Origin of the sequence: Flavobacterium sp. KMS (assembly GCF_000813005.1) — a bacterium.
GTDB lineage: Bacteria > Bacteroidota > Bacteroidia > Flavobacteriales > Flavobacteriaceae > Flavobacterium.
Genome location: NZ_JSYP01000002.1, coordinates 310,248 through 331,819, shown reverse-complemented (window position 1 = coordinate 331,819; position 21,572 = coordinate 310,248). Strand labels below are relative to the sequence as shown.

General features: G+C 32.0%; 23 protein-coding genes, 1 pseudogene and 1 riboswitch. Of the genes and pseudogenes, 15 read left to right on the top strand and 9 right to left on the bottom strand.

Translation table 11 applies throughout. The annotated features are described in order from the left end of the window. Positions 1-60 precede the first annotated feature (60 nt). A complete protein-coding gene (locus tag OA93_RS04200) occupies positions 61-2,190 on the bottom strand; it encodes a M3 family metallopeptidase (RefSeq protein ID WP_052259371.1) in 2,130 nt (709 codons plus the stop codon). A 167-nt stretch (positions 2,191-2,357) separates the two neighbouring features. On the opposite strand from OA93_RS04200, the gene OA93_RS04195 reads away from it, so the two are divergent. From OA93_RS04195 to OA93_RS04135, 13 genes and pseudogenes are all read left to right on the top strand, one after another. Next, positions 2,358-3,038, top strand: a complete 681-nt coding sequence (locus OA93_RS04195; protein ID WP_039111870.1) for a queuosine precursor transporter — start codon at positions 2,358-2,360, stop codon at positions 3,036-3,038. After that, positions 3,035-3,679 (top strand): hypothetical protein, encoded by a 645-nt coding sequence (locus OA93_RS04190; protein ID WP_131474451.1) that lies wholly within the window; start codon positions 3,035-3,037, stop codon positions 3,677-3,679. The genes OA93_RS04195 and OA93_RS04190 overlap by 4 nt, the downstream gene beginning before the upstream one ends. Positions 3,680-3,702: 23 nt before the next feature. Then, positions 3,703-4,167, top strand: a complete 465-nt coding sequence (locus OA93_RS04185) for a lipocalin family protein (protein WP_131474450.1) — start codon at positions 3,703-3,705, stop codon at positions 4,165-4,167. A gap of 6 nt (positions 4,168-4,173) precedes the next feature. Further along, the gene (locus tag OA93_RS04180) at positions 4,174-4,734 is read left to right on the top strand and encodes a DNA-3-methyladenine glycosylase I (protein ID WP_039111867.1); all 561 of its coding nucleotides are present in this window, start codon (positions 4,174-4,176) and stop codon (positions 4,732-4,734) included. A 176-nt stretch (positions 4,735-4,910) separates the two neighbouring features. Further along, positions 4,911-5,008: riboswitch (TPP riboswitch) on the top strand. Positions 5,009-5,071: 63 nt separating this feature from the next. Further along, positions 5,072-5,278 carry a sulfur carrier protein ThiS gene (gene thiS, locus OA93_RS04175; RefSeq protein ID WP_039111866.1) on the top strand — a complete coding sequence of 69 codons (207 nt, stop codon included), beginning with the start codon at positions 5,072-5,074 and terminating at the stop codon, positions 5,276-5,278. Positions 5,279-5,394: 116 nt separating this feature from the next. Then, positions 5,395-7,218, top strand: a complete 1,824-nt coding sequence (thiC, locus tag OA93_RS04170; RefSeq protein WP_039111865.1) for a phosphomethylpyrimidine synthase ThiC — start codon at positions 5,395-5,397, stop codon at positions 7,216-7,218. Positions 7,219-7,277: 59 nt separating this feature from the next. Continuing rightward, positions 7,278-7,892 (top strand): thiamine phosphate synthase, encoded by a 615-nt coding sequence (locus OA93_RS04165; protein WP_052259370.1) that lies wholly within the window; start codon positions 7,278-7,280, stop codon positions 7,890-7,892. Continuing rightward, the gene (locus OA93_RS04160) at positions 7,859-8,611 is read left to right on the top strand and encodes a hydroxymethylpyrimidine/phosphomethylpyrimidine kinase (RefSeq protein ID WP_039111863.1); all 753 of its coding nucleotides are present in this window, start codon (positions 7,859-7,861) and stop codon (positions 8,609-8,611) included. The genes OA93_RS04165 and OA93_RS04160 overlap by 34 nt, the downstream gene beginning before the upstream one ends. After that, positions 8,604-9,242: a thiamine phosphate synthase gene (locus tag OA93_RS04155; protein ID WP_039111862.1), complete on the top strand. Its 639-nt coding sequence runs from the start codon at positions 8,604-8,606 to the stop codon at positions 9,240-9,242. Before OA93_RS04160 ends, OA93_RS04155 begins: the two co-directional genes overlap by 8 nt. Next, the gene (locus OA93_RS04150; protein ID WP_039111861.1) at positions 9,223-9,996 is read left to right on the top strand and encodes a thiazole synthase; all 774 of its coding nucleotides are present in this window, start codon (positions 9,223-9,225) and stop codon (positions 9,994-9,996) included. The genes OA93_RS04155 and OA93_RS04150 overlap by 20 nt, the downstream gene beginning before the upstream one ends. Positions 9,997-10,142: 146 nt before the next feature. Next, positions 10,143-10,519, top strand: a pseudogene (locus OA93_RS04145) (GxxExxY protein). Positions 10,520-10,620: 101 nt separating this feature from the next. After that, positions 10,621-11,742 (top strand): 2-iminoacetate synthase ThiH, encoded by a 1,122-nt coding sequence (thiH, locus tag OA93_RS04140; protein ID WP_039111860.1) that lies wholly within the window; start codon positions 10,621-10,623, stop codon positions 11,740-11,742. A 70-nt stretch (positions 11,743-11,812) separates the two neighbouring features. Beyond that, on the top strand, positions 11,813-12,523 hold the full coding sequence (locus tag OA93_RS04135) for a HesA/MoeB/ThiF family protein (RefSeq protein ID WP_039111859.1): 711 nt from the start codon (positions 11,813-11,815) through the stop codon (positions 12,521-12,523). Here the strand turns inward: OA93_RS04135 and OA93_RS04130 are convergent. The 4 genes from OA93_RS04130 to OA93_RS04115 form a co-directional block, all read right to left on the bottom strand. Then, a complete protein-coding gene (locus OA93_RS04130) occupies positions 12,520-13,317 on the bottom strand; it encodes an MOSC N-terminal beta barrel domain-containing protein (RefSeq protein WP_240474661.1) in 798 nt (265 codons plus the stop codon). The two genes, OA93_RS04135 and OA93_RS04130, sit on opposite strands and share 4 nt — an antisense overlap. Further along, positions 13,304-13,948, bottom strand: a complete 645-nt coding sequence (aat, locus tag OA93_RS04125; RefSeq protein ID WP_039111857.1) for a leucyl/phenylalanyl-tRNA--protein transferase — start codon at positions 13,946-13,948, stop codon at positions 13,304-13,306. Before aat ends, OA93_RS04130 begins: the two co-directional genes overlap by 14 nt. Positions 13,949-14,024: 76 nt before the next feature. Next, positions 14,025-14,396 carry a DUF3127 domain-containing protein gene (locus OA93_RS04120; RefSeq protein WP_039111856.1) on the bottom strand — a complete coding sequence of 124 codons (372 nt, stop codon included), beginning with the start codon at positions 14,394-14,396 and terminating at the stop codon, positions 14,025-14,027. 23 nt (positions 14,397-14,419) lie between these two features. Further along, on the bottom strand, positions 14,420-15,304 hold the full coding sequence (locus OA93_RS04115; protein WP_039111855.1) for a flavin reductase family protein: 885 nt from the start codon (positions 15,302-15,304) through the stop codon (positions 14,420-14,422). Between the two features lie 157 nt (positions 15,305-15,461). Here OA93_RS04115 and OA93_RS04110 point away from each other — a divergent pair, with 157 nt between their 5' ends. Further along, on the top strand, positions 15,462-16,616 hold the full coding sequence (locus OA93_RS04110) for a HAMP domain-containing sensor histidine kinase (protein ID WP_039111854.1): 1,155 nt from the start codon (positions 15,462-15,464) through the stop codon (positions 16,614-16,616). A 70-nt stretch (positions 16,617-16,686) separates the two neighbouring features. Here the strand turns inward: OA93_RS04110 and OA93_RS04105 are convergent, their stop codons facing one another. Together OA93_RS04105 and greA are read right to left on the bottom strand one after the other, a co-directional pair. After that, a complete protein-coding gene (locus OA93_RS04105; protein WP_039111853.1) occupies positions 16,687-17,073 on the bottom strand; it encodes an HIT family protein in 387 nt (128 codons plus the stop codon). 64 nt (positions 17,074-17,137) lie between these two features. Beyond that, a complete protein-coding gene (gene greA, locus OA93_RS04100) occupies positions 17,138-17,614 on the bottom strand; it encodes a transcription elongation factor GreA (RefSeq protein WP_039111852.1) in 477 nt (158 codons plus the stop codon). Positions 17,615-17,769: 155 nt separating this feature from the next. On the opposite strand from greA, the gene OA93_RS04095 reads away from it, so the two are divergent. Beyond that, a complete protein-coding gene (locus OA93_RS04095; RefSeq protein ID WP_039111851.1) occupies positions 17,770-18,186 on the top strand; it encodes a hypothetical protein in 417 nt (138 codons plus the stop codon). A 6-nt stretch (positions 18,187-18,192) separates the two neighbouring features. On the opposite strand, the gene OA93_RS04090 is transcribed toward OA93_RS04095, so the two are convergent. Beyond that, complete coding sequence (locus OA93_RS04090) at positions 18,193-20,859, bottom strand: carboxypeptidase-like regulatory domain-containing protein (RefSeq protein WP_039111850.1); 2,667 nt, start codon at positions 20,857-20,859, stop codon at positions 18,193-18,195. A gap of 9 nt (positions 20,860-20,868) precedes the next feature. Beyond that, complete coding sequence (locus OA93_RS04085; protein WP_276203394.1) at positions 20,869-21,564, bottom strand: GLPGLI family protein; 696 nt, start codon at positions 21,562-21,564, stop codon at positions 20,869-20,871. Positions 21,565-21,572: the final 8 nt, after the last annotated feature.

Sequence of the window (21,572 nt, the reverse complement as noted above, 5' to 3'; positions counted from 1 at the left end):
ATATTCTAGATTCGCATATAAAAAAAAGAGAGACTTAACGGTCTCTCTTTTTTATTATAACTATTTGTTTGATTTTGTAACTGGAGCTTCAAAACCTCTAGCTTTCATTAAAGCATTAATCTCAGGATTATGTCCTCTAAAAGATTTATAAGCTTCCTCTTGATCCGTTGTATTACCTACACTAAATATCTTATCGTGTAATCTTTTAGCAACATCTTTATCATAAGGTCCTTTTGCCTCTGTAAATGCCTCGTAAGCATCGGCACTAATAACATCTGCCCATAAATAACTATAATATCCGCTCGCATATCCATCACTAGAAAAAATGTGCCCAAATTGAGGAATACGATGACGCATTACAATTTCTTTAGGCATATTAAGCTTAGTCAATGTTTCTTTCTCAAAAACTGTAGGATCAATAACAGAATCTCCTGCTAAATGTAATTTCATGTCAATAAGTGAACTTGAAATTGTCTCAACAGTAGAAAATCCTTCATTAAATGTTGCTGCTTTTGCAATACGCTCAACCAAATCTTTAGGAATAGGCTTTCCTGTTTTATAATTTAAAGCAAATTTATTCAATACCTCAGGAGTTTCTAACCAACGTTCTAAGATTTGAGATGGAAACTCTACATAATCTCTTGCAACAGCAGTTCCTGATAATGTAGGATAGGTAACATCTGAACATAAACCATGTAATGCATGTCCGAATTCATGAAATAGAGTAGTTGCATCTGACCATGAAATCAAAACTGGCTCATTATCATTTCCTTTTATAAAATTACTATTATTAGAAACTATCGTGAGAACATTTCCGTCTAGTTTTTGTTGCTTTCTATACGCATTCATCCAAGCACCAGAACGCTTTCCTTTACGGGCGTAAGGATCAAAATACCATAAACCTACTACTTTACCCGTCTTTATATTTGAGACTTCCCAAACTCTAACATCTGGATGATATACAGGAACATCTGTTATTTGTTTAAATTTTAAATCAAATAATTCTCCCGCAACCCAAAACATTCCTTCGCGTAATTTTTCTAATTGAAGATATTCCTTAACCACATTTTGATCTAAGTCATATTTTGCTTTTCTAACTTTTTCAGCATAATAACGATAATCCCAAGGTTCTATCTGAAATTTTCCTCCTTCGGCAACAACAATCTTCTGCATATCAGCTACATCTTTGTGAACCTGATTTACAGCTGGCTCCCAAACAGCTTCCATTAAAGCCATCGCTCTTTCAGGAGTTTTAGCCATTCTATTAGTTAAATTCCAATGAGCAAAAGTAGGATAACCTAAAAGTTTTGCTTTAGCAGCACGAAGCTGTAAAATTTCAACCAAAGTCGATTTATTATCATATTCATCTCCGTTATCTCCTCTGTTTATAAACATTCTCCAAACTTTTTCTCTCAACGCTCTATTGGTAGAAAAAGTTAAAAAAGGCTCTACAAAAGAACGTGTATTAGCAATACAACCTAATGCCGAAAGTTTTCTTTCTTTAGCATCGGCCATAGCAGCTTTTTTTATTCCGTCAGGCAAACCATCAAAATCTGCATCGGTTACCAAAGCAACATATTGGTTATTTTCTTCTGCCAATAAATTCTGGCTAAACTTAGAAAATAACGTTGATAATTGCTTATTGATTTCTCCAACTTTAGCTTTATCAGCATCACTTAAATTTGCCCCTTGTTTATTAAACTCCGTATAATAAACCCAAATAAGTCTTTGTTGTTCTCCGGTTAGTTTCTTTTTATCTGGAGAATTATATAACTTTTCTATTCTGCCAAATAGTTTTCTGTTTTGATAAAACTCAGTAGATTGAGCAGCAAGTAATGGCTCAATATCTTTTTGTATCGATGCAAATTCAGGAGTACTAATATTTGAAGAATAAATTCCATAAGCCGTCATAATTCTCGACAACGTTTTACCAGAACGTTCCAATTCGGCAATTGTATTATCAAAAGTAGCAGGTTTTGTATTATTAGCAATAGCATCAATCTCATTACTTTTTTGTTTGATAGCAACATCAAAAGCGGGCTTAAAATCGGCTATTTTATACTCTGTAAAAGCAGGTACACCACCATAAGGACCAGTCCATTTTTGCAATAATGGATTTTGTGAATTTGTTTGTGCCTGAACAGAAGTTAAAGATGTAGCCATAATTAGAATAGTGACAATTTTTTTCATGTACGTTATTTAATATTTTATAAAATAAATGCAATTCCCAAATATAGCCAATAATTAGAATAGCTAACGAAGAAAAAAGCCACATCTTAAATACATCTCAACAATGTTTTTTTATAAAAATAAATACTCCGAATAATATCTTAAATTTGGCATATTAAAATTTATCTATGTTTAAAACCAAGAAAGAAATTGTTTTTGTTATCCTCGCTGGAATTTTTATTACCAATGCAGTTGTAGCAGAGCTAATTGGGGGGAAATTAATCCAAATTGGTCCATTTGTAATGAGTATCGGAATCCTACCTTGGCCTATTGTTTTTTTAACAACCGACTTGATTAATGAGTATTTTGGAGAAAAAGGAGTTAAAAAACTATCTTTTATAACAGCATGTTTAATCGCTTATGCTTTTCTAATATTATTTATGTCAATCGTAATTCCTGCAGCAAAAGGCATTAGCCCTGTAAATGACGAACAATTTCAAGCTGTTTTCGGACAAAGTATGTGGATTATTGTAGGTAGCATTATTGCATTTATGGCATCTCAGTTAATAGATGTATGGATGTTTTGGTTCTTTAAAAGACGAACAGGAGAAAATAAAATATGGCTTAGAACAACAGGTTCAACAGTAATTTCTCAACTATTTGACTCTTTTATTGTTTTAGGAATTGCTTTTTGGTTACCTGGAAAAATAAATTTCGATACTTTTATATCATCAGCTTTAACTGGCTATACATTCAAACTTACTTTGGCAATAGTATTAACTCCACTGATATATGCTGGTCATCATTTGATTAAAAAATATCTGGAAGAAGATAATTCCGAAGAAAAGAAAAACAACCATACCGCATGAAACATCACAATATATTTTTATTGATTTTAATTTTATGCTGCTTGTCTAGTTGTAATAAAAATGATAGAGATCAATTATTAGAGTCAACAACAACTGTTTCCGAAAAAATAAAGGACATCTCAAAAAGTACAATAGAAACCATAGCTTCGGCTAAAGATTCCATTACAAAAACTATATTCACGCCTAACAAAACAAAAAATAATGAAACTATTACTGAAGAAGGTGCTGTTATAAAAGATAGCATAAGGATAGAAAACTTAGAAACTGAAAAACTTAAAGGTTTTACCTATTTTAAAAAATTACTTTCTGTATGTAAAACAGGAGAAACACTAACCCAAAAAGAATTAATTGAAGACCATAACATCCCAAAAGAAGGAGTTAAATTAATAAAAAGCATAACTAAAACTGCCGAAGATGAAATCGATATCAAATGGAATTCTACTTGGTTTATTGAGAAAATTTCGGATGCTAAATTTGCTGATGCTCGAATGAAAATTAAATTTGAAGCAAACAAAATGTATACTTCAGGAAAAGCTATCGGAATAAAATACAATAAGAGAATTTATAACGACTTAATCATCATTGGAACCTCTGCCTATATTCCTTCAGTAAAAGGTTACCATTGGAAAATTGGAAAATAAAACACAAAGAAATCAATCACAAAATGAACAAAACAAGCATTCTCTTTTTATTTATAATGACATTAATAATTACTGCTACAAGCTGTAGCAATGACAGCAACAATGAAAACAATGCTTCAATTGTTGGTAAATGGGAAATTTTACAATACGGAATTGGCCCCATTGATCACGAGATTTTTACAGACCGTGTCAATGTAACAGAATGCGGTAAAGATTATATAGAATTCCTATCTGACGGAACATATAAAGTCATACTGTTTAGTAAACACAAAGAAGAATGCTATACTATCGAAGACAATGGAAAATACATAAAAAACGAATCCACTCTTTCTCTTATAAAATATATACAAGACTCTGAGCATATCATAGAATCAGAACCTACAGATTCAGAAATTATAATGCTAAACGAAAGCACATTAAAATTTAGATTTTTAACTAAAACTGAAAAGGAAACAGTTTCACAAATTTCAATATTTAAAAAAATATAATTAAAAATGGAACCAATAAGATGTGGCTGGTGCTCTGCAAGTGATTTATATAAAAAATACCATGACGAAGAATGGGGTATTCCTGTTTACGACGATGCGTCATTATTTGAATTTTTAACTCTCGAAACCTTTCAGGCAGGATTAAGTTGGATTACTATTTTAAACAAAAGAGAAAATTTTAGAACTGCTTTTGACAATTTTGATTACAAAAAAATCGCACAATATTCCGAAGATAAAATAGAATCCTTACTACAGGATACAGGAATAATCCGTAATAAATTAAAAATACGTTCGGCAGTTAGCAACGCACAGGCATTTATAAAAATACAAGAAGAATTTGGAAGTTTTTCTGATTATATCTGGAAATTTACCGATGGAAAACCCATCATTAACAATCCGAAAAACTTAAAAGATGTCCCCGCCACTACTCCACTTTCTGACGCTATTAGTAAAGATTTAAAAAAAAGAGGTTTTAAATTTGTTGGCTCAACTGTTATCTACGCTCAAATGCAAGCCACAGGAATGATCAATGATCATATCGAAGATTGCTGGACAAGAAAAAAATAGTTTGCAGTCATAGTTACAGTTTGCAGTCACAGTTTTCAGTTTCAGAAAAACTTAATTCCACTTATATTTCTTAATGGTTCAAAAATATTTTTGTAGCTTTTTTTAAACTACAAAAACTGTTCTTCAACTTTAAACGTTAAACATTAAACGTTTAAACAAAAAATTATTACATTTGCTTCACACTTTAGGGGTGTCTACAATAAAGTAGGCTGAGATTTTACCCTCTGAACCTGATCTAGTTCATACTAGCGTAGGGAAAAGTAAGATGACTTCCGTGCATATCTATATGCCATTGTAGCCATTCCTAAAGTATAACTATATACTAAATTCTAGAGGAATGGAACTAAAAATCAACCAACAAACCAAACAATTCAATGCTGAATCTCTTAGCGTTCAGGCATTGCTCGATCTCGAAATTCCCAACAAACAAAATGGCATTGCCGTTGCCATAAACAACACTGTTATTCCAAAACCAATCTGGAATACTCATATCCTAAACGAAACCGACGATATTTTAATTATTTCTGCTACGCAAGGAGGATAAATTAATTTAATTATTCAAAAATTTAAAGATTTAAAAATTGTAGCTACAAACTTATTTCAAAAGTTTTGCTCTTGATTTTTTAATTCTTCAATATTTCAATCTTTCAATAAAAAAACATGACTAACGAAGAAAAAATATCCAGAACTCCTTTTCCTAACTCTAATAAAGTATATGTTAACGGAGAAATACATCCTATAAAAGTGGCCATGCGCGAGGTAATACTTAGCGAAACCAGACTTTCTAATGGCGGAATCGAAAAGAATCCTTCAGTAACTATTTACGACACATCGGGTCCTTATACAGATCCAAATATCGAGATAGACATCCGAAAAGGATTACCTCGCCTAAGAGAAGAATGGATTTTAGGTCGAAATGATGTAGAAATCCTAGACGAAATCAGTTCTGATTACGGACAAATTCGATTAAATGACGAGAGTTTAAATCACTTGCGTTTTGAATATTTACACCAACCAAAACGTGCCAAAAAAGGCGCAAATGTTACGCAACTTTATTACGCTAAACAAGGAATTATTACTCCCGAAATGGAATATATTGCCATTCGCGAGAACCAACGCATTGAGTTATTAAATGAGCAAACCAAAGCCATGCAATGCCAACACGTTGGACATAGTTTTGGTGCTAATACTCCAAAAAGCAAGATAACTCCAGAATTTGTACGTAGCGAAGTAGCAATTGGTCGTGCTATTATCCCGAACAACATTAACCATCCCGAAAGCGAACCTATGATTGTAGGGCGTAATTTCTTAGTAAAAATAAATGCTAATATTGGTAATAGCGCTGTAACATCGACCATCGAAGAAGAAGTTGAAAAAGCTGTTTGGGCTTGTCGCTGGGGAGCAGATACCATAATGGATTTATCTACAGGAAAGAACATTCATGAAACCAGAGAATGGATTATTCGTAATTCGCCAGTTCCAATTGGTACAGTTCCTATTTATCAGGCTTTAGAAAAAGTAAAAGGAATCGCCGAAGATTTAACTTGGGAAGTTTTCCGTGATACTCTTATCGAGCAAGCTGAACAAGGAGTTTCTTATTTTACTATTCATGCTGGTGTTTTATTGCGTTACATTCATCTTACCGCAGAACGTGTTACAGGAATCGTTTCTCGTGGCGGATCTATAATGGCAAAGTGGTGTTTGTTTCACCATAAAGAAAATTTCTTATATACTCATTTTGAAGAAATTTGCGAAATCATGAAACAATATGATGTAGCATTTTCTCTAGGCGATGGTTTACGTCCTGGTTCTATTGCCGATGCCAATGATGCTGCACAATTTGCCGAACTGGAAACGCTTGGAGAATTAGCCAAAATTGCTTGGAAACACGATGTTCAAGTATTTATAGAAGGTCCTGGTCACGTGCCAATGCACATGATAAAAGAAAACATGGACAAGCAATTAGAGCATTGTAACGAAGCTCCGTTTTATACTCTTGGACCATTAACTACAGATATTGCACCGGGTTACGACCACATTACCTCAGCTATTGGAGCTGCAATGATTGGTTGGTACGGTTGCGCAATGCTTTGTTATGTTACCCCAAAAGAACATCTTGGCTTACCTAATAAAAAAGATGTAAAAGATGGAGTTATCACTTATAAAATCTCAGCTCATGCTGCCGATTTAGCCAAAGGTCATCCCGGAGCACAATATCGTGACAATGCATTGAGCAAAGCTCGTTTCGAATTCCGTTGGGAAGATCAGTTTAATTTATCCTTAGATCCAGACACAGCAAGAGAATTCCACGATGAAACTCTTCCTGCCGAAGGTGCCAAAATCGCTCATTTCTGTTCGATGTGTGGACCAAAATTCTGCTCTATGAAAATATCTCAGGAAATACGTGATGTGGCTGCAGCCGTAAAAGGAATGCAAGAGAAATCGGAAGAGTTTATTGAGCAAGGAAAAGAGATTTATATTTAATTTCAGAATAAAGAAGCAAGAGAAAAGAAAGTCAAGAAATAGAGGAAAGAAGAAAGATTATGATAGTTCTATCAAATCCAACTGCTATAGCAAATGAAATCAATGTAATCCATTCTCTTTTTGAGGAAGGATTACAATTGTTTCATGTGCGAAAACCAGATTATTCGCTAAAGGAAATGATTTCGTTTGTCGAACAGATAAGTCCCGAATTCCGATCTCGATTGGTATTACATAATCATCATGAATTGATAGAAAACTTTAAGATTAACCGAGTCCATTTTACAGAAGAGAAAAGAAAAAACAATCTTGGTTTTCCTGCAAGGTTTACAAAACCATGTAGGTCTAAAAATATAGTTTTATCAACATCAACCCATTCAATTCACGATTTTAATTTATTAGCTCCCGAATTTGAATATGCTTTTTTGAGTCCAGTTTATCCGAGTATTTCTAAAGAGGATTATCTTCCTAAAACAGATTTGTTTGAAGCCATAAAAGACAGAACTAATACAAAAACTAAACTGATTGCTTTAGGCGGAATTAATACTGAAAACATAGAAAAAACGCTGGTAAGTGGTTTTGATAATGTTGCTTTATTAGGAAGTATTTGGAATGTAGAAAATCCAATTAAAAATTTTAAATCATGTCAGAAAATCGTCCTTTCGTACTTACAATAGCTGGTTTTGACCCTTCTGGTGGCGCAGGAGTTTTGGCAGATTGCAAAACTTTTGAGCAACATCATGTTTCTGGACTTGCCATAAATACAGGAAATACAATTCAGACAGAAAAAGAATTCTTTAAAATAGAATGGACATCTCTTGATTTTGTGTTACGTTCCATAAAAACACTTTTTGAAAATTATGACATAAAGGTGGTGAAAATCGGGATTGTGCCTTCTCTACATTATTTAAAAGAAATTGTTTTTAATATAAAAGAACTTTCTCCTACAACTCAAATAGTCTGGGATACAGTTTTAAAATCTACAACCGAATTTGATTTTATTACCATCGAAAACAAATCAGATTTAATCGAGATACTTTCTAAAATTGATTTGATTACACCAAATTATAATGAAGTAAAAAAGCTATTTCCTGATTTCAATTTTGACGCAAGTCAATTAAACAAACAAATTCCAACGACTATTTTATTAAAAGGCGGACATAATAACAAAGCAATTGGAACTGATTATTTATATACTCAAAATGAAGTTTTCGTGCTTTCGCCAAATAACACCAAATGTTACGCAAAACATGGTTCAGGTTGTGTATTATCATCGGCTATTGCTGCTAATTTAGCTTTAGGTCAAGATTTAAAATCAGCCTGTATAAATGCCAAAAATTATATCGAAAAATACTTGAATTCAACTTCAACCTTAATCGGCTATCATTATGTATAATAAACTACAATACATCTCACAAGGAAATACAATCGAGGCACAATTGTACAATATTCATCAGGCGTTAGATAATGGCTGTGATTGGGTACAAATGCGTTTTAAAAACCAAACAACAAAGAATTCTTTTGCTTTAGCAGAAGCTGTAAAATTTTTATGTGAAGAATATCTAGCCAATTTCATCATCAACGACAATGTTTATCTGGCTCAACAAATTGCTGCCGATGGTGTACATCTAGGACTTTCGGACACAAAAATAGACGAAGCACGAGCCATATTAGGCAATACAAAAATTATTGGCGGAACAGCCAATACATTCGAAGATATCACAAATCACATAAAAAATGGTTGTGATTATATTGGTCTTGGTCCATTTCAGTTCACAGAAACCAAAGAAAAGTTAAGTCCGATTCTAGGCATAGAAGGATATCATGAAATCATACAAAAAATCAAATCCAACAATCTCGAAATTCCTATTTATGCTATTGGCGGAATCACATTAGAAAACGTTGATCAATTAATAGAAACTGGAGTTCATGGAATTGCTGTTTCTGGAATAATTACCAAAAGTCCCGAAAAAGGAAAACTCATTACACAACTTAACGAAAAATTATATGCAAACGTCATCATTTAAAATAGGCGACAAATTACTTGAATCCCGTTTGTTTTTGGGGACAGGAAAATTTGGCTCAAATCTGGAAATGGAAAAAGCTATTTTAGCTTCGGGAAGTGAATTGGTTACAGTTGCTTTAAAACGTATTGATTTAGAAACTGAAACCGATGCTATTTTATCACATTTAAAACATCCGAGGATTAATTTATTACCAAATACTTCGGGAGCAAGAAATGCAAAAGAAGCAATATTCGCTGCTCAATTAGCACGTGAAGCTCTTGAAACCAATTGGCTAAAACTCGAAATTCATCCTGATCCAAAATACTTAATGCCTGATGCTATCGAAACTTTAAAAGCTACCGAAGAATTAGCAAAACTAGGTTTTATTATTCTGCCGTACATACATGCAGACCCCGTTTTATGCAAGCGATTGGAAGATGCAGGGACAGCCGCTGTAATGCCTTTGGGCTCTCCTATTGGCAGTAATAAAGGTTTAAAAACAATCGATTTTCTAGAAATTATAATAGAACAAAGCAATGTTCCTGTAATTATAGATGCTGGAATCGGAGCCCCGTCAGATGCTACAAAAGCAATGGAATTAGGTGCTGATGCTGTTTTAGTTAATACTGCGATTGCTGTAGCCGGAAATCCTGAATTAATGGCCGAAGCTTTTAGAGAAGCTGTAATTGCAGGTCGAAAAGCATTTGAGGCTAAACTAGGAAAACAATATAATCAAGCTGTAGCTTCGAGCCCATTGACTTCTTTTTTATACTAACAAAGTTATTTCACGCAGATTTAAGGGGATTTAAGCTGATTTAAAATGATTATTATTTGTTTATCTGCTAAAATCTACTTGAAAAGTAAAACATTAAAAAAGAAAGAAAATTCTTTAATTTTGAATCGAATTTAAATTAAAGGATAATGACAGAGAATGAAATATCATATCTAGTGCGAGGAGCAATTTTTAAAGTATATAATAATTTAGGCCCAGGATTATTTGAATCTGTTTATGAAAGCGCTTTGTTTTATGAATTGACAAAAATTAATTTACAAGTCCAGAAACAAGTTGAAGTTACAATTCTTTATGAAGAAATAACACTAGAACCTGCTTTTAGACTAGATCTTTTGGTAGAAGACAAGTGATAATTGAATTAAAATCAGTTGAAGAAATAGCTCCAATACACTATAAACAGCTTGCCACTTATCTAAGGCTCACAAATAAAAAACTAGGATTATTAGTTAATTTCAACACTTTAAACATTTTAAATGATATCAAAAGAATTGCTAATAAAATATAAAAACATCAACAGATATAAGATTCAGTAAAATTCAATTAAAAATTAAATCATTTTTTATCTGCTTAAATCTGTAAAATCTGCGTGAAACAAACAAAATTCAAATGAACACATTCAAATCTGTTTTTAATCAATACGACTGGAATACCATCCAATCCAAAATATACCAAACCTCCCCACAGGAAGTAGAACGCGCTTTGACTAAAAATAAACGAAATCTTGATGATTTTCTGGCACTTATCTCACCAGCAGCTTTGCCTTATTTAGAGCAAATGGCGCAAGAATGCCATGAACTTACTAAGAAACGTTTTGGTAAAACAATCCAAATGTATGCGCCACTTTATTTAAGTAACGAATGCCAGAACATTTGTACCTATTGTGGTTTTAGCTTGGACAATAAAATCAAACGAAAAACACTTTCAGACCCTGAGATTAAACTGGAAGTTGAAGCTTTAAAAAATATTGGATTCGACCATGTTTTATTGGTAACTGGCGAAGCAAATTATACTGTAAATATTAATTATTTCCTGAATGCAATTAATCAAATAAGAGAGCATTTTTCGATTATTTCTGTCGAAGTTCAGCCGCTTTCTGCTGAAGAATATGAAAAACTTCATGAAGCTGGAGTTTACTCTGTTTTGGTATATCAGGAAACGTATCATCAGGAAGTTTATAAAAAGTACCATACTAAAGGCAAAAAATCAAATTTCGATTTTAGACTGGAAACTCCTGACAGAATTGGAACTGCGGGTATTCATAAAATCGGATTAGGAGTTCTTTTAGGATTGGAAGATTGGCGCACCGATAGTTTTTTTAATGCTTTGCATATCGATTATCTCCAGAAAAAATATTGGCAAACTAAGTATTCAGTTTCTTTTCCCAGATTACGTCCTGCCGAAGGAATTATCGAACCCAATTTTATTATGGATGATAAAGATTTAACGCAACTTATTTGTGCGTACCGATTATGGAATGAAGATCTGGAAATTTCTATATCGACACGTGAAAATGAAAAATTCAGAAATAATATTATTCCGATTGGAACGACGAGTATGAGTGCAGGTTCAAAAACTAATCCTGGCGGATATGTCGTTGACCCACAATCATTAGAACAATTCGAGATTAGCGATGAACGTTCGGCTCAGGAAATCGCTAAAATCATCAAAGAATCAGGTTATGAGCCAGTTTGGAAAGATTGGGATAGAACATATAGTCAAATATCTTAAAGTCATTAAACCAGATACTCTCGAATCTTAATTTCATTTCACATTTCACCTCTTACTTTAAACATATAGAATGAGTATTATACAAGATTTTTTACGCTATAACCGCCAAATGATGTTGCCTGAAATTGGTGATATTGGGCAAGAAAAAATAAAACAAGCAAAAGTATTAGTTATCGGTGCAGGTGGCTTGGGCTGTCCTATTTTGCAATATCTAGCAACTGCGGGAGTAGGAACTATTGGTATTATAGATTTTGACATTATAGAAATTCATAATCTACATCGTCAGATTTTATATACCGAAGAAGCTGTTGGTCATGCCAAAACTCTGACTGCTAAAACCGTAGTCGAAAAACTAAATCCATTAATTACTGTTATCGCTTTTGAAGAAAAATTAACTCCAGAAAATGCGTCTCAAATTATTCAGGATTTTGATATTGTTGTAGATGGTTCGGATAATTTTAAAACACGATATCTCGTTAATGACACATGTGTGAATTTAAACAAAGTATTGGTCTACGGAAGTATTCTAAAATTTGAAGGACAAGTAGCTGTTTTTAATCATAATAATAGTAAAAACTTACGCGATTTATTCCCTGAAATGCCCGATCCTAAAGATGTGCCAAATTGTAACCTCAACGGTGTTCTTGGAACATTACCTGGAATAATCGGCACAATGATGGCACACGAAACATTAAAACTAATTTTGGATTTACCTACATTAAATAATCAATTAGTTCTTTTTGACACGATAAATTGGAACTTTACTAAACTGAATTTCTAAAAAACAATAGCATCTCCAACATTAATAATAGCATTTTCCAGGCACACTAAATTTGTACCAAAGAAAACTGAATTATCAACTTTACGGTACTTGCTTAATGTTTTTAATGGTTCTTTTTTCACAACACCTTTACTAGGATCATTATTTACCATAATACATCTTCCGCAAGGTTTTATATTTTTGAATTTACCATTTCCAATCTGAAAAGCTTCGAAAGTATCTTCTTCGTGTGCAATAGTAGTCGTAATTACAATATTGGGTCTGAACCTTAAAACAGTTATTTTTTCTGCGAGCTTTTCATTTAAATTATCCAAGCTTTCGCTTCCGATTAATAAGTACGGATAACCATCGGCAAGACTAACATTAAATGTGGTATCTAGTTTTGAATTTGTATGTTTTCTATCTCCGCTATTAATAATTTTGACTAGTTTACAAGTAAATCCTAGCTGAGCAGTAAACCATTCAGAAGTTGTTTTATTTACCTCAACAACTTCGCTTTTATCATCCCATACCATCGAAGAAATAGGTGTTCCTAAATTTTCATCAATAAAAAACTCATGCTTTTTGTCTAGATATGTTATTGTCATTTTTCCATTCAAAATTTGTGGATAAAACTGACTTAAAAAAGGATATTCTCTTTGAGTAATAAATTGATTAAATTCATCAACAAGCATCCATCTGCGGTCATTTTCAAACCCCATTTCTTCTGCCCTAGCGCTTTTACAACTAATTCCTGCCAAACTTTTGATAGGATAGATATAAAGTTCCTTTACAATGTAACTAGTACTCATCATTATTTAAAATTTGCATAAAAACATCACGTTCAATTTCCCGACATCCTAAACTTTCAAGATGTGGATTATAAACCTGACAATCTAAGAGTTTATAATTCTCATTTTTTAATTTATTTACTAAAGCTATAAAAGCAACTTTGGATGCATTAGACACTTTAGAGAACATACTTTCTCCACAAAAAACATGTCCTAAATCTACACCATATAAACCACCTACCAATACATCATTCTCCCATACCTCAACCGATTTTGCAAAACCCATCTCATGAAGTTTACAATAGGATTCAATCATGTCATTAGAAATCCATGTTCCGTTTTGACCATCACGTTTTATCTTCTGGCAATTTGAAATTACATCTCTAAAATTCTGGTTGAAAGTAACTTTAAAGATGTTTCGATTAAGAATATTGCGCATGCTTTTGGTCACAATCAATTCATCTAAAAACAAAACCATTCTAGGATTTGGCGACCACCATAATATTGGTTCTCCTTCATTAAACCATGGAAAAATTCCGCTTCGATAAGCTAGCTGTAATCGTTCTGGAGATAAATCACCTCCAATTGCCAAAATACCATCATAATTGGCTTCTGAAACTGGCGGAAAAAATAAAACTTCGGATAAATGATACATTTTTAAGTAAAATATAAAACCCGACAAATTTGAAAAAATTGCCGGGTTTGTTTATTATAAAATCAAAACCTATTGATTAAAATGGTAAATCGTCTGGTTCGTCTTCATTTAAGTTTGTTGCTGGAGCAAAAGCTTCTGCAGCAGGCATTGGTGGAGTTTGAGCTGGAGCAGCTGTATCTAATCTTTCGATTCTCCATCCTTGGATACTATTAAAGTATTTAGTTTCTCCTTGTGGATTAACCCATTCTCTTCCTCTTAAGTTAATTGAAACTTTTACTGGATCTCCTGTTTTATAGCTACTCAACAAATCGCATTTATCTTGAGTAAATTCGATCATGATGTGTTGAGGATATTGCTCTTCTGTAGTAACTACAAGTTCTCTTTTTTTGAATGATGCACTAACTTGTTGTTCTGGATTAACAACTTTTACTTTTCCTGTAACTTCCATCTCCGTTTTTATTTAATTGTTATTTATTTTTTTATTTTCTTAGCCAAAAGTACTTTCCAAGCCGATATTACATCGTTTTCATCAAGATACTTTTTAGCTTTTTGATGCACTTTTACATCATCATCTGAGCTCAATACTCCCTTCACAGAAAAGTTTTCTTTCACAAATATACTAACTTCTTCTGTTGTAGGCAAGGCTTCAATATTCCCTAATTTACCTAAATCATTCCCGTCAAAAACAGGACTTTCCTTTACATAATCAGGTATCGCATCTACTCCTACTCCTAGAGTTGTAAGGGGTTTTTCGACTTCAAAAAGTCCTTGATTCGATCTTGAATACCAATTACTTCCTAAGCGGGAAACCAAGTCTATTTTATGTTGATCGATTGCTCCATTCTCATCCAAAATTGCTTCGTGAATATGAATTTTTACCACCTCACAAAGAATAAGATTCCCTGCTCCTCCTTCTGTCCCTAACGGAATAATTTGAGTTACTTTACATTCAAACTGTACTGGCGACTCTTTTACTCTATACGGTTTTACAATATCCGATGGGATTTGTGTTAATCCCGATTTTATAAATTCGTTTACACCATCGGCATATTCTGTACTAGCAAGCGATGTTTGTTGTACAATATCATAATTAACCACGTTAATAACAACTTCGCGTGTAGCTTCGGCATTTATCAAAGTATGTTTTATAGAATTGTCACGTACTCTTCGAGAGGGTGAAAAAACTAAAATAGGCGGATTGGCGCTAAAAACATTGAAGAAACTAAATGGCGATAAATTCGGATTTCCGTCTTTATCTATAGTACTTGCAAAAGCAATAGGCCTTGGTCCAACTGCACTTTGTAAATAACCTTGCACTTTTGCGGTCGGAATTTCCTTTGGATCAATACTAATCATACTTTTATTTTTCTAATCATTTTTAGAAGACAACAAAAGTACATAAATCGTTTAAGTTTCGAAAGAAGTCTATTCATTTTAAAAATAAAAATCTTTGTACCCGTACAAAATATATACTATGTTTATTTCGTTATATTTATACCTCAAAATTTAATTTATGTTTTTTTCAGAAAGAAGAAATACAACCCGATGGATCATTATTTGTGCTTCCTTTTTGATTATTTCCTTAATTCTTTGGAACACTTATACCTTTTTTCAGATTTTTAAAAATGAGGAACGCTTAAAAATGAATCTTTGGGCTAATGCTCAAAAAACATTGATTAATGCTGATGAAAATACCGATGTCGAATTACCATTACAAATTTTTAGCAACAACACTTCGATTCCTATTATTTTAACTGAGAAGGACAGTATTATAAGTGCAGTAAATATTGATGAAACCGTTATAAAAGATAAACAAAAGGCTAGTTCTTTTTTAAGCAAACTAAAACGGGAGAATGAGGCAATTGTAATTGAGTATGCTCCTGGAAAACATCAGGAACTATATTATGGCAACTCCGAATTATTAAATAAACTTAAGTATTATCCAATTGCTTTATTATTGATTATCTTTTTGTTTGGAGGCTTGGTTTATAACTTTTACAGAAGTACCAAAATGGCTACCCAAAATAAACTTTGGGCAGGAATGGCAAAAGAAACAGCTCATCAAATAGGAACTCCATTATCATCTCTGATTGGTTGGGTCGAGTTTTTAAAGACTGAAAATATTGACCAATCAATTACTTTAGAGATTGAGAAAGATATTGAGCGTTTACAAACTATTACCGATCGTTTCTCGAAAATAGGATCTACCCCAGTTCTTGAAAATAAAGATATTGTTCAGGAAACAGTAAACACCTATGATTATTTACAATCTCGTTTCTCTAAACAAGTAAATTTTTCTTGCCAGACACCCGAGAATCCAATTATGGTTATGATTAATCCTATTCTTCATAGTTGGACTATTGAGAATTTGGTAAAAAATGCCATTGATGCTATGAAAGGAAAAGGCAATTTGTCATTGAAAATTGAGCAAGACGGAAACTTAGTAAAAATAAACGTTTCGGATACTGGAATTGGGATTCCTAAAAAACAATTTAAAACCATATTCGAACCTGGTTTTACAACCAAAAAAAGAGGTTGGGGATTAGGTCTTTCATTAACAAAAAGAATTGTCGAGGAGTATCATAGCGGAAAGATAAGGGTTTTACAATCTGAAATAGGAAAGGGAACAATCATCCAACTTAATTACAAAATAAATTCTCCATCTTAAAAATAAAAAACCACAAACTCATGAATTGAATTTGTGGTTTTATTTTATTTAAAAGATACTTATTTAAGACCTATAAATTAGCCTGAATACTTTTGGCCAAAGCCTCAAATTCTTCTTTACTAAGTGATACTTTATTATGGAAACGCATTTCATCCATTTCGTTAAGCGGAATCAAGTGTACGTGTGCATGAGGAACTTCAAGTCCTACTACTGCCATTCCTACTCTTTTACATGGAACTGTTTTCTCCAGAGCAATTGCAACTTTTTTAGAAAACTGCATTAATCCTAGATATAATTCATCATCCATATCAAAAATCTTATCGATTTCTTTCTTCGGGATGCAAAGCGTGTGTCCTTTAGCATTTGGATTTACATCCAGAAACGCCAAAAAATTATCATCTTCGGTAATTTTATAACTTGGAATTTCTCCGTTTACTATTTTGGTAAATATTGACATTGTTTATTCGTTTATTTGGTTAATCGTTTAACCGATTTAACGATTAAATAGTTAAACTAAAAATTTAGTCTCTTGTAATTTCAAGAATTTCAAATTTCAAAACTCCGTTTGGTACTGTGATTTCTGCAACTTCGCCAACTGATTTTCCAAGTAACCCTTTTCCTATTGGAGAAGTAACTGATATTTTTCCAGTTTTTAAATCTGCTTCACTTTCTGCAACAAGCGTATATTTCATTTCCATACCGTTGCTTTGATTTTTAATTTTTACATTAGAAAGCACCAACGCTTTAGAAACATCTAATTGCGATTCATCTATTAATCTTGCATTCGAATACACTTCTTCCATCTTAGAAATTCGCATTTCAAGTAGGCCTTGTGCTTCTTTGGCTGCATCATATTCGGCGTTTTCAGATAAATCACCTTTATCTCTTGCTTCGGCTATATCTTGAGATGCCTTTGGACGCATTACACTTTTTAAGTGCTCCAATTCATCTTTTAATTTTTTTAATCCTTCTGCTGTATAATAAGATACTTTACTCATAACTTCATCGTTTATATAAATAGAAAAAATCCCATCGGGACGGGATTTCTTATTACAAAGATACTATTATTTTTAATAGTACATAATTATATGTTAATCATATAGATTTCAAATCTAATTAAATTAATTTTGTTTCACTAATTCTTTTTATAATAATGAAAAAATTCTGGCTTTTATCCCTGTTTGTTGTTCTGCTCATGTCTTGTAGTGATAGTCGTGACAGAAGTAAAAATCCTAATATTCCAAATTATTCGGTAAATCTTACCATTGATACGAATTTGCCTGCCTATTCTAATCTTAAATTTATAAGCAATCCTGTATATATTCCTAACTATGGAGCAAAAGGTTTAATTGTAATGAAAGTTGGCGAAACCTCATATAATGTTTTTGATGCTGCTTGCCCTAATGAAGCGATATCAAGTTGCGTAGCTATGACTATCGATGGCATAAATGCTGTTTGTTCTTGTGACAAAAGCGTTTATAGTTTATTTACAGGACTAGGGGATAAAGAGTATCCTATGAAACAATATCGTGTTGATATAGCTGGAAGTACATTACGTATTTATAATTAAGGGAAATTACAGCTTATAGTTTATCGAAAACAAAATTACTCGGGGTAAAATATAAGTTGTTTGTTCACTAATCATATAATCCGAAAAGGAATAAGTCTCTTTTTTTCTTACATTAAGCAAATTATTTACCGTAAGTTCAAATCCTAAGGGACTATTTTTCTTTTGATAAAATAATGATGTATTCATTATTTCATAGAAATTAGATTGATTATTATTATCTGTATTTTTTAGATTTTTGTAATCAATTTTATAAGTCCAAAATTTAAACAAATTAATCTCAAATTCTGATTTTATAGCATCTGTTTGGTAATTAGATTTCAAGCTACTTAAAAATTCGCTATACCCTTTAGTATAACCAACACTAAAATAAGGCCACTTCTTATAAGCTGTTCTAAACACGCCCCCTATTTCTTGGTTATTTCTTTGATTATTTGTGGCTATATCATTTAAAACCTGTGTATAATCAAGCCAACTAAGGTTTACATTTAATTTTAAATTAAATCGATAAATTTTTTTAGAGAACGAACCATCAAAATTCCAATTTGTTTCAGGATTATCCGTTAAAACAGGTGTATTATATTGATTAATTCCTTCCAGTTCAACTTCATTCCGAATAACTTTTACTTTTTTCGAATAATTTACCATTCCATTCCATACAATCCCTCTGTACATATTCATTTTTGAATAATGCAAATTAGCCGAGTGGTATCTTTCATTCTTTAATAATGCATCTCCTTTATAAACTGCATTATAATATTGTAAAGTATATTGATTGGCTAATTGATTGGCTTCGGGGAAACTGTTCACTAATTTATATGCAAAATTCAATATTTCTGACTTATTAAACTCATAATCACTATTCCATTGTGGCTGAAAAAACGTTCTTCCCAATGAAATATTTTCATCATTTTGTTTAGTCTTCATCTGATACCAGTGCAAATAAACACCCGGTTTATTTGTCCACTTACCTATCTTAAATTTATATTCTAAACCAACATAAGTATCATTTAATTGATATTTTACATTATTACCAAAACCTGCATTCACAAAGTCATTAATAGTACCATCTGTTAGAAATTGTTTCTCTGAAGTATCAAATTTAGATGTTCCAAAATTATTACCAACATTAGCATATAGATGATTAAAATTATTAATAACCCAATAATGCTTAAATAATGCATCAATAGTATTATTTTTTATTTCATTAATCTGCTGCACATTATACATTTCATCTTTAATTAATGGAATCAACCCTGTCAAAAAAGGTTGGTTAGTAGACCAATAATTTTTCGGTGTAAGTTTATCATACGCTTGATTAATCACAAAAGTAGTAGTATGATATAAATCATAATTTTTATGCCATTCGATATATTGCTTTACTGATACATTATCTGCTTTACTAATTGTCTCAAAAAGACTTGAATCTGTATTTGTTATGGAGGTTAAAACACTAGACAAATCATTTGTGCTGGACTGATATTGTCCATTATAATACCATTTTTCTTTATTACTGGGAGAATAATCTAGTTTTACATTTCCAATTCCTAGTACTGATTTATTATCAGCATTTCGAAGTTTGTATTCATAATCAATAATACTATTATTTAAATACTCATTCTTATTAGTTATCCTAGACTTTGTCAAAACGTTAGAAAAGATAGAGAATCCAGAAACAGATAATTTAGGCGAAATATCAAAGCTAAAATTTAAAGCCCCTAATTGGGACTTATTCTTTTCCATATCTGTATTATCTTTAACATAAGAATATAAATTAGTAAAAGACTTTCTTCCCAAAATAAAACTACTTATTCCTCCTCTAAATCGCAGTAAATCATCAAAAGTAAAAGTACTCTTACCTATATTATTAAGGTCACCTATAAAACTAAAATTAGCCTTAGGACTATAATAAAACAAAGCAGCATGTGCCAAATAAAACCCATTTTCGTCGGTACCTACTTCTGCTCCTGACTCTATATCTCCAAAAACAAATTTTTTCTTATTCTCTTTTAATTTTACATTTATAGCCAAATCATCCGTATCCGAGACATGCTTCATAAATCCGACCTCATTAAAATTATCAATTACTTCAATTTTATCAAGGGCATCTGCTGGAATATTTTCTACCGCTAATTTTGATCCACCACCAAAAAATGATTTCCCCTCAACCAGCATTTTAGTTACCTTTTTTCCTTGTACAGTTACAGTTCCATTTTTATCAACTTCTACTCCTGGTAATTTTTCCAAAATTTCTTTCATTTTGCGTTCATTTCCATTAGAGAATGCCTTCACATCAAAAATCAAGGTATCCTTTTTAACTATAACTGGCTTAAAATCATGTTTAATCACAATCTCTTTAAGGTTTTCACCTGTGGGTTTTAATTTAAAATCATGAGAAATTTTATCTGATTCAGGGTCTAATATAAAAACCTCTTCTATAAACCCAATATAAGAAACTGTTACCTCGTACTTAGCTTTTTTATCAAGCTCCAATTTGTAACGTCCTCTATTATCTGAAATAGCAAATTTTAAACTGGCATTTTCCTGCAATGGTTTAGCGATTACGTTAGCAGACTCTAATGGTTTATTAACATCATCAGAAACTATCCCTACAAAGCTTTTTGTTTGAGAAAAAGAAAAAGTTGAAAAAAGAAAGAATAGTATATAACGAAGCATTTAAAAGTATTATTTTGATATTGCATTTAAATTATTCTGATGGGTCTGCTCTACTATTTTGTTAAAATCATCTTCTGTAATTGTTTTTCCTTTTACTTCTTTAATCTTAATATCTATTTTTGAATCTAAATCTATTTTTGAAACTAAGTAGATTATTTTATCATCTTGCAATTCTAATATTAACCCTGGTAATCCACCAAATTCTTTCGGTCCATAACTTAATGGTATAGCTGGACAATACCAAGCTATTACTTGTACCGTATTGTCAGTTTTTTTTAAAGGAATTTTTTTCTCTATTAATGCTTTATAACATAAATAATCATTTATTGTTTTTGTTTCGTTTGTAAGCTGCCAATTATTATTATCATCAGATAAAACATTAAACATTTCTCCAGAAAAATCAATAATTTTCAAAACTATCTTTTTATCATTATCCCTGTAATAATCATATCGTCCAGCGAATATCTTAGCCATTCTTGTTATTCTCTCATTTATATCCAAAGCCGAAAAGAGAGAAAAAAAAGACTTATTATTCTTAATTAACAACTCATATTCTAATTTTTTAAGTTCTTCATCAATACCATCCACACGTAATTTACCTTTTACAATAACTTCGTTTTTTTCCAAAGATCCTCCAGTGGGCACAACTATATAATTTACTTTAGCACTATTTTGTGCGTTTATTACAATCGAAAAAAAAAATATATTTATAC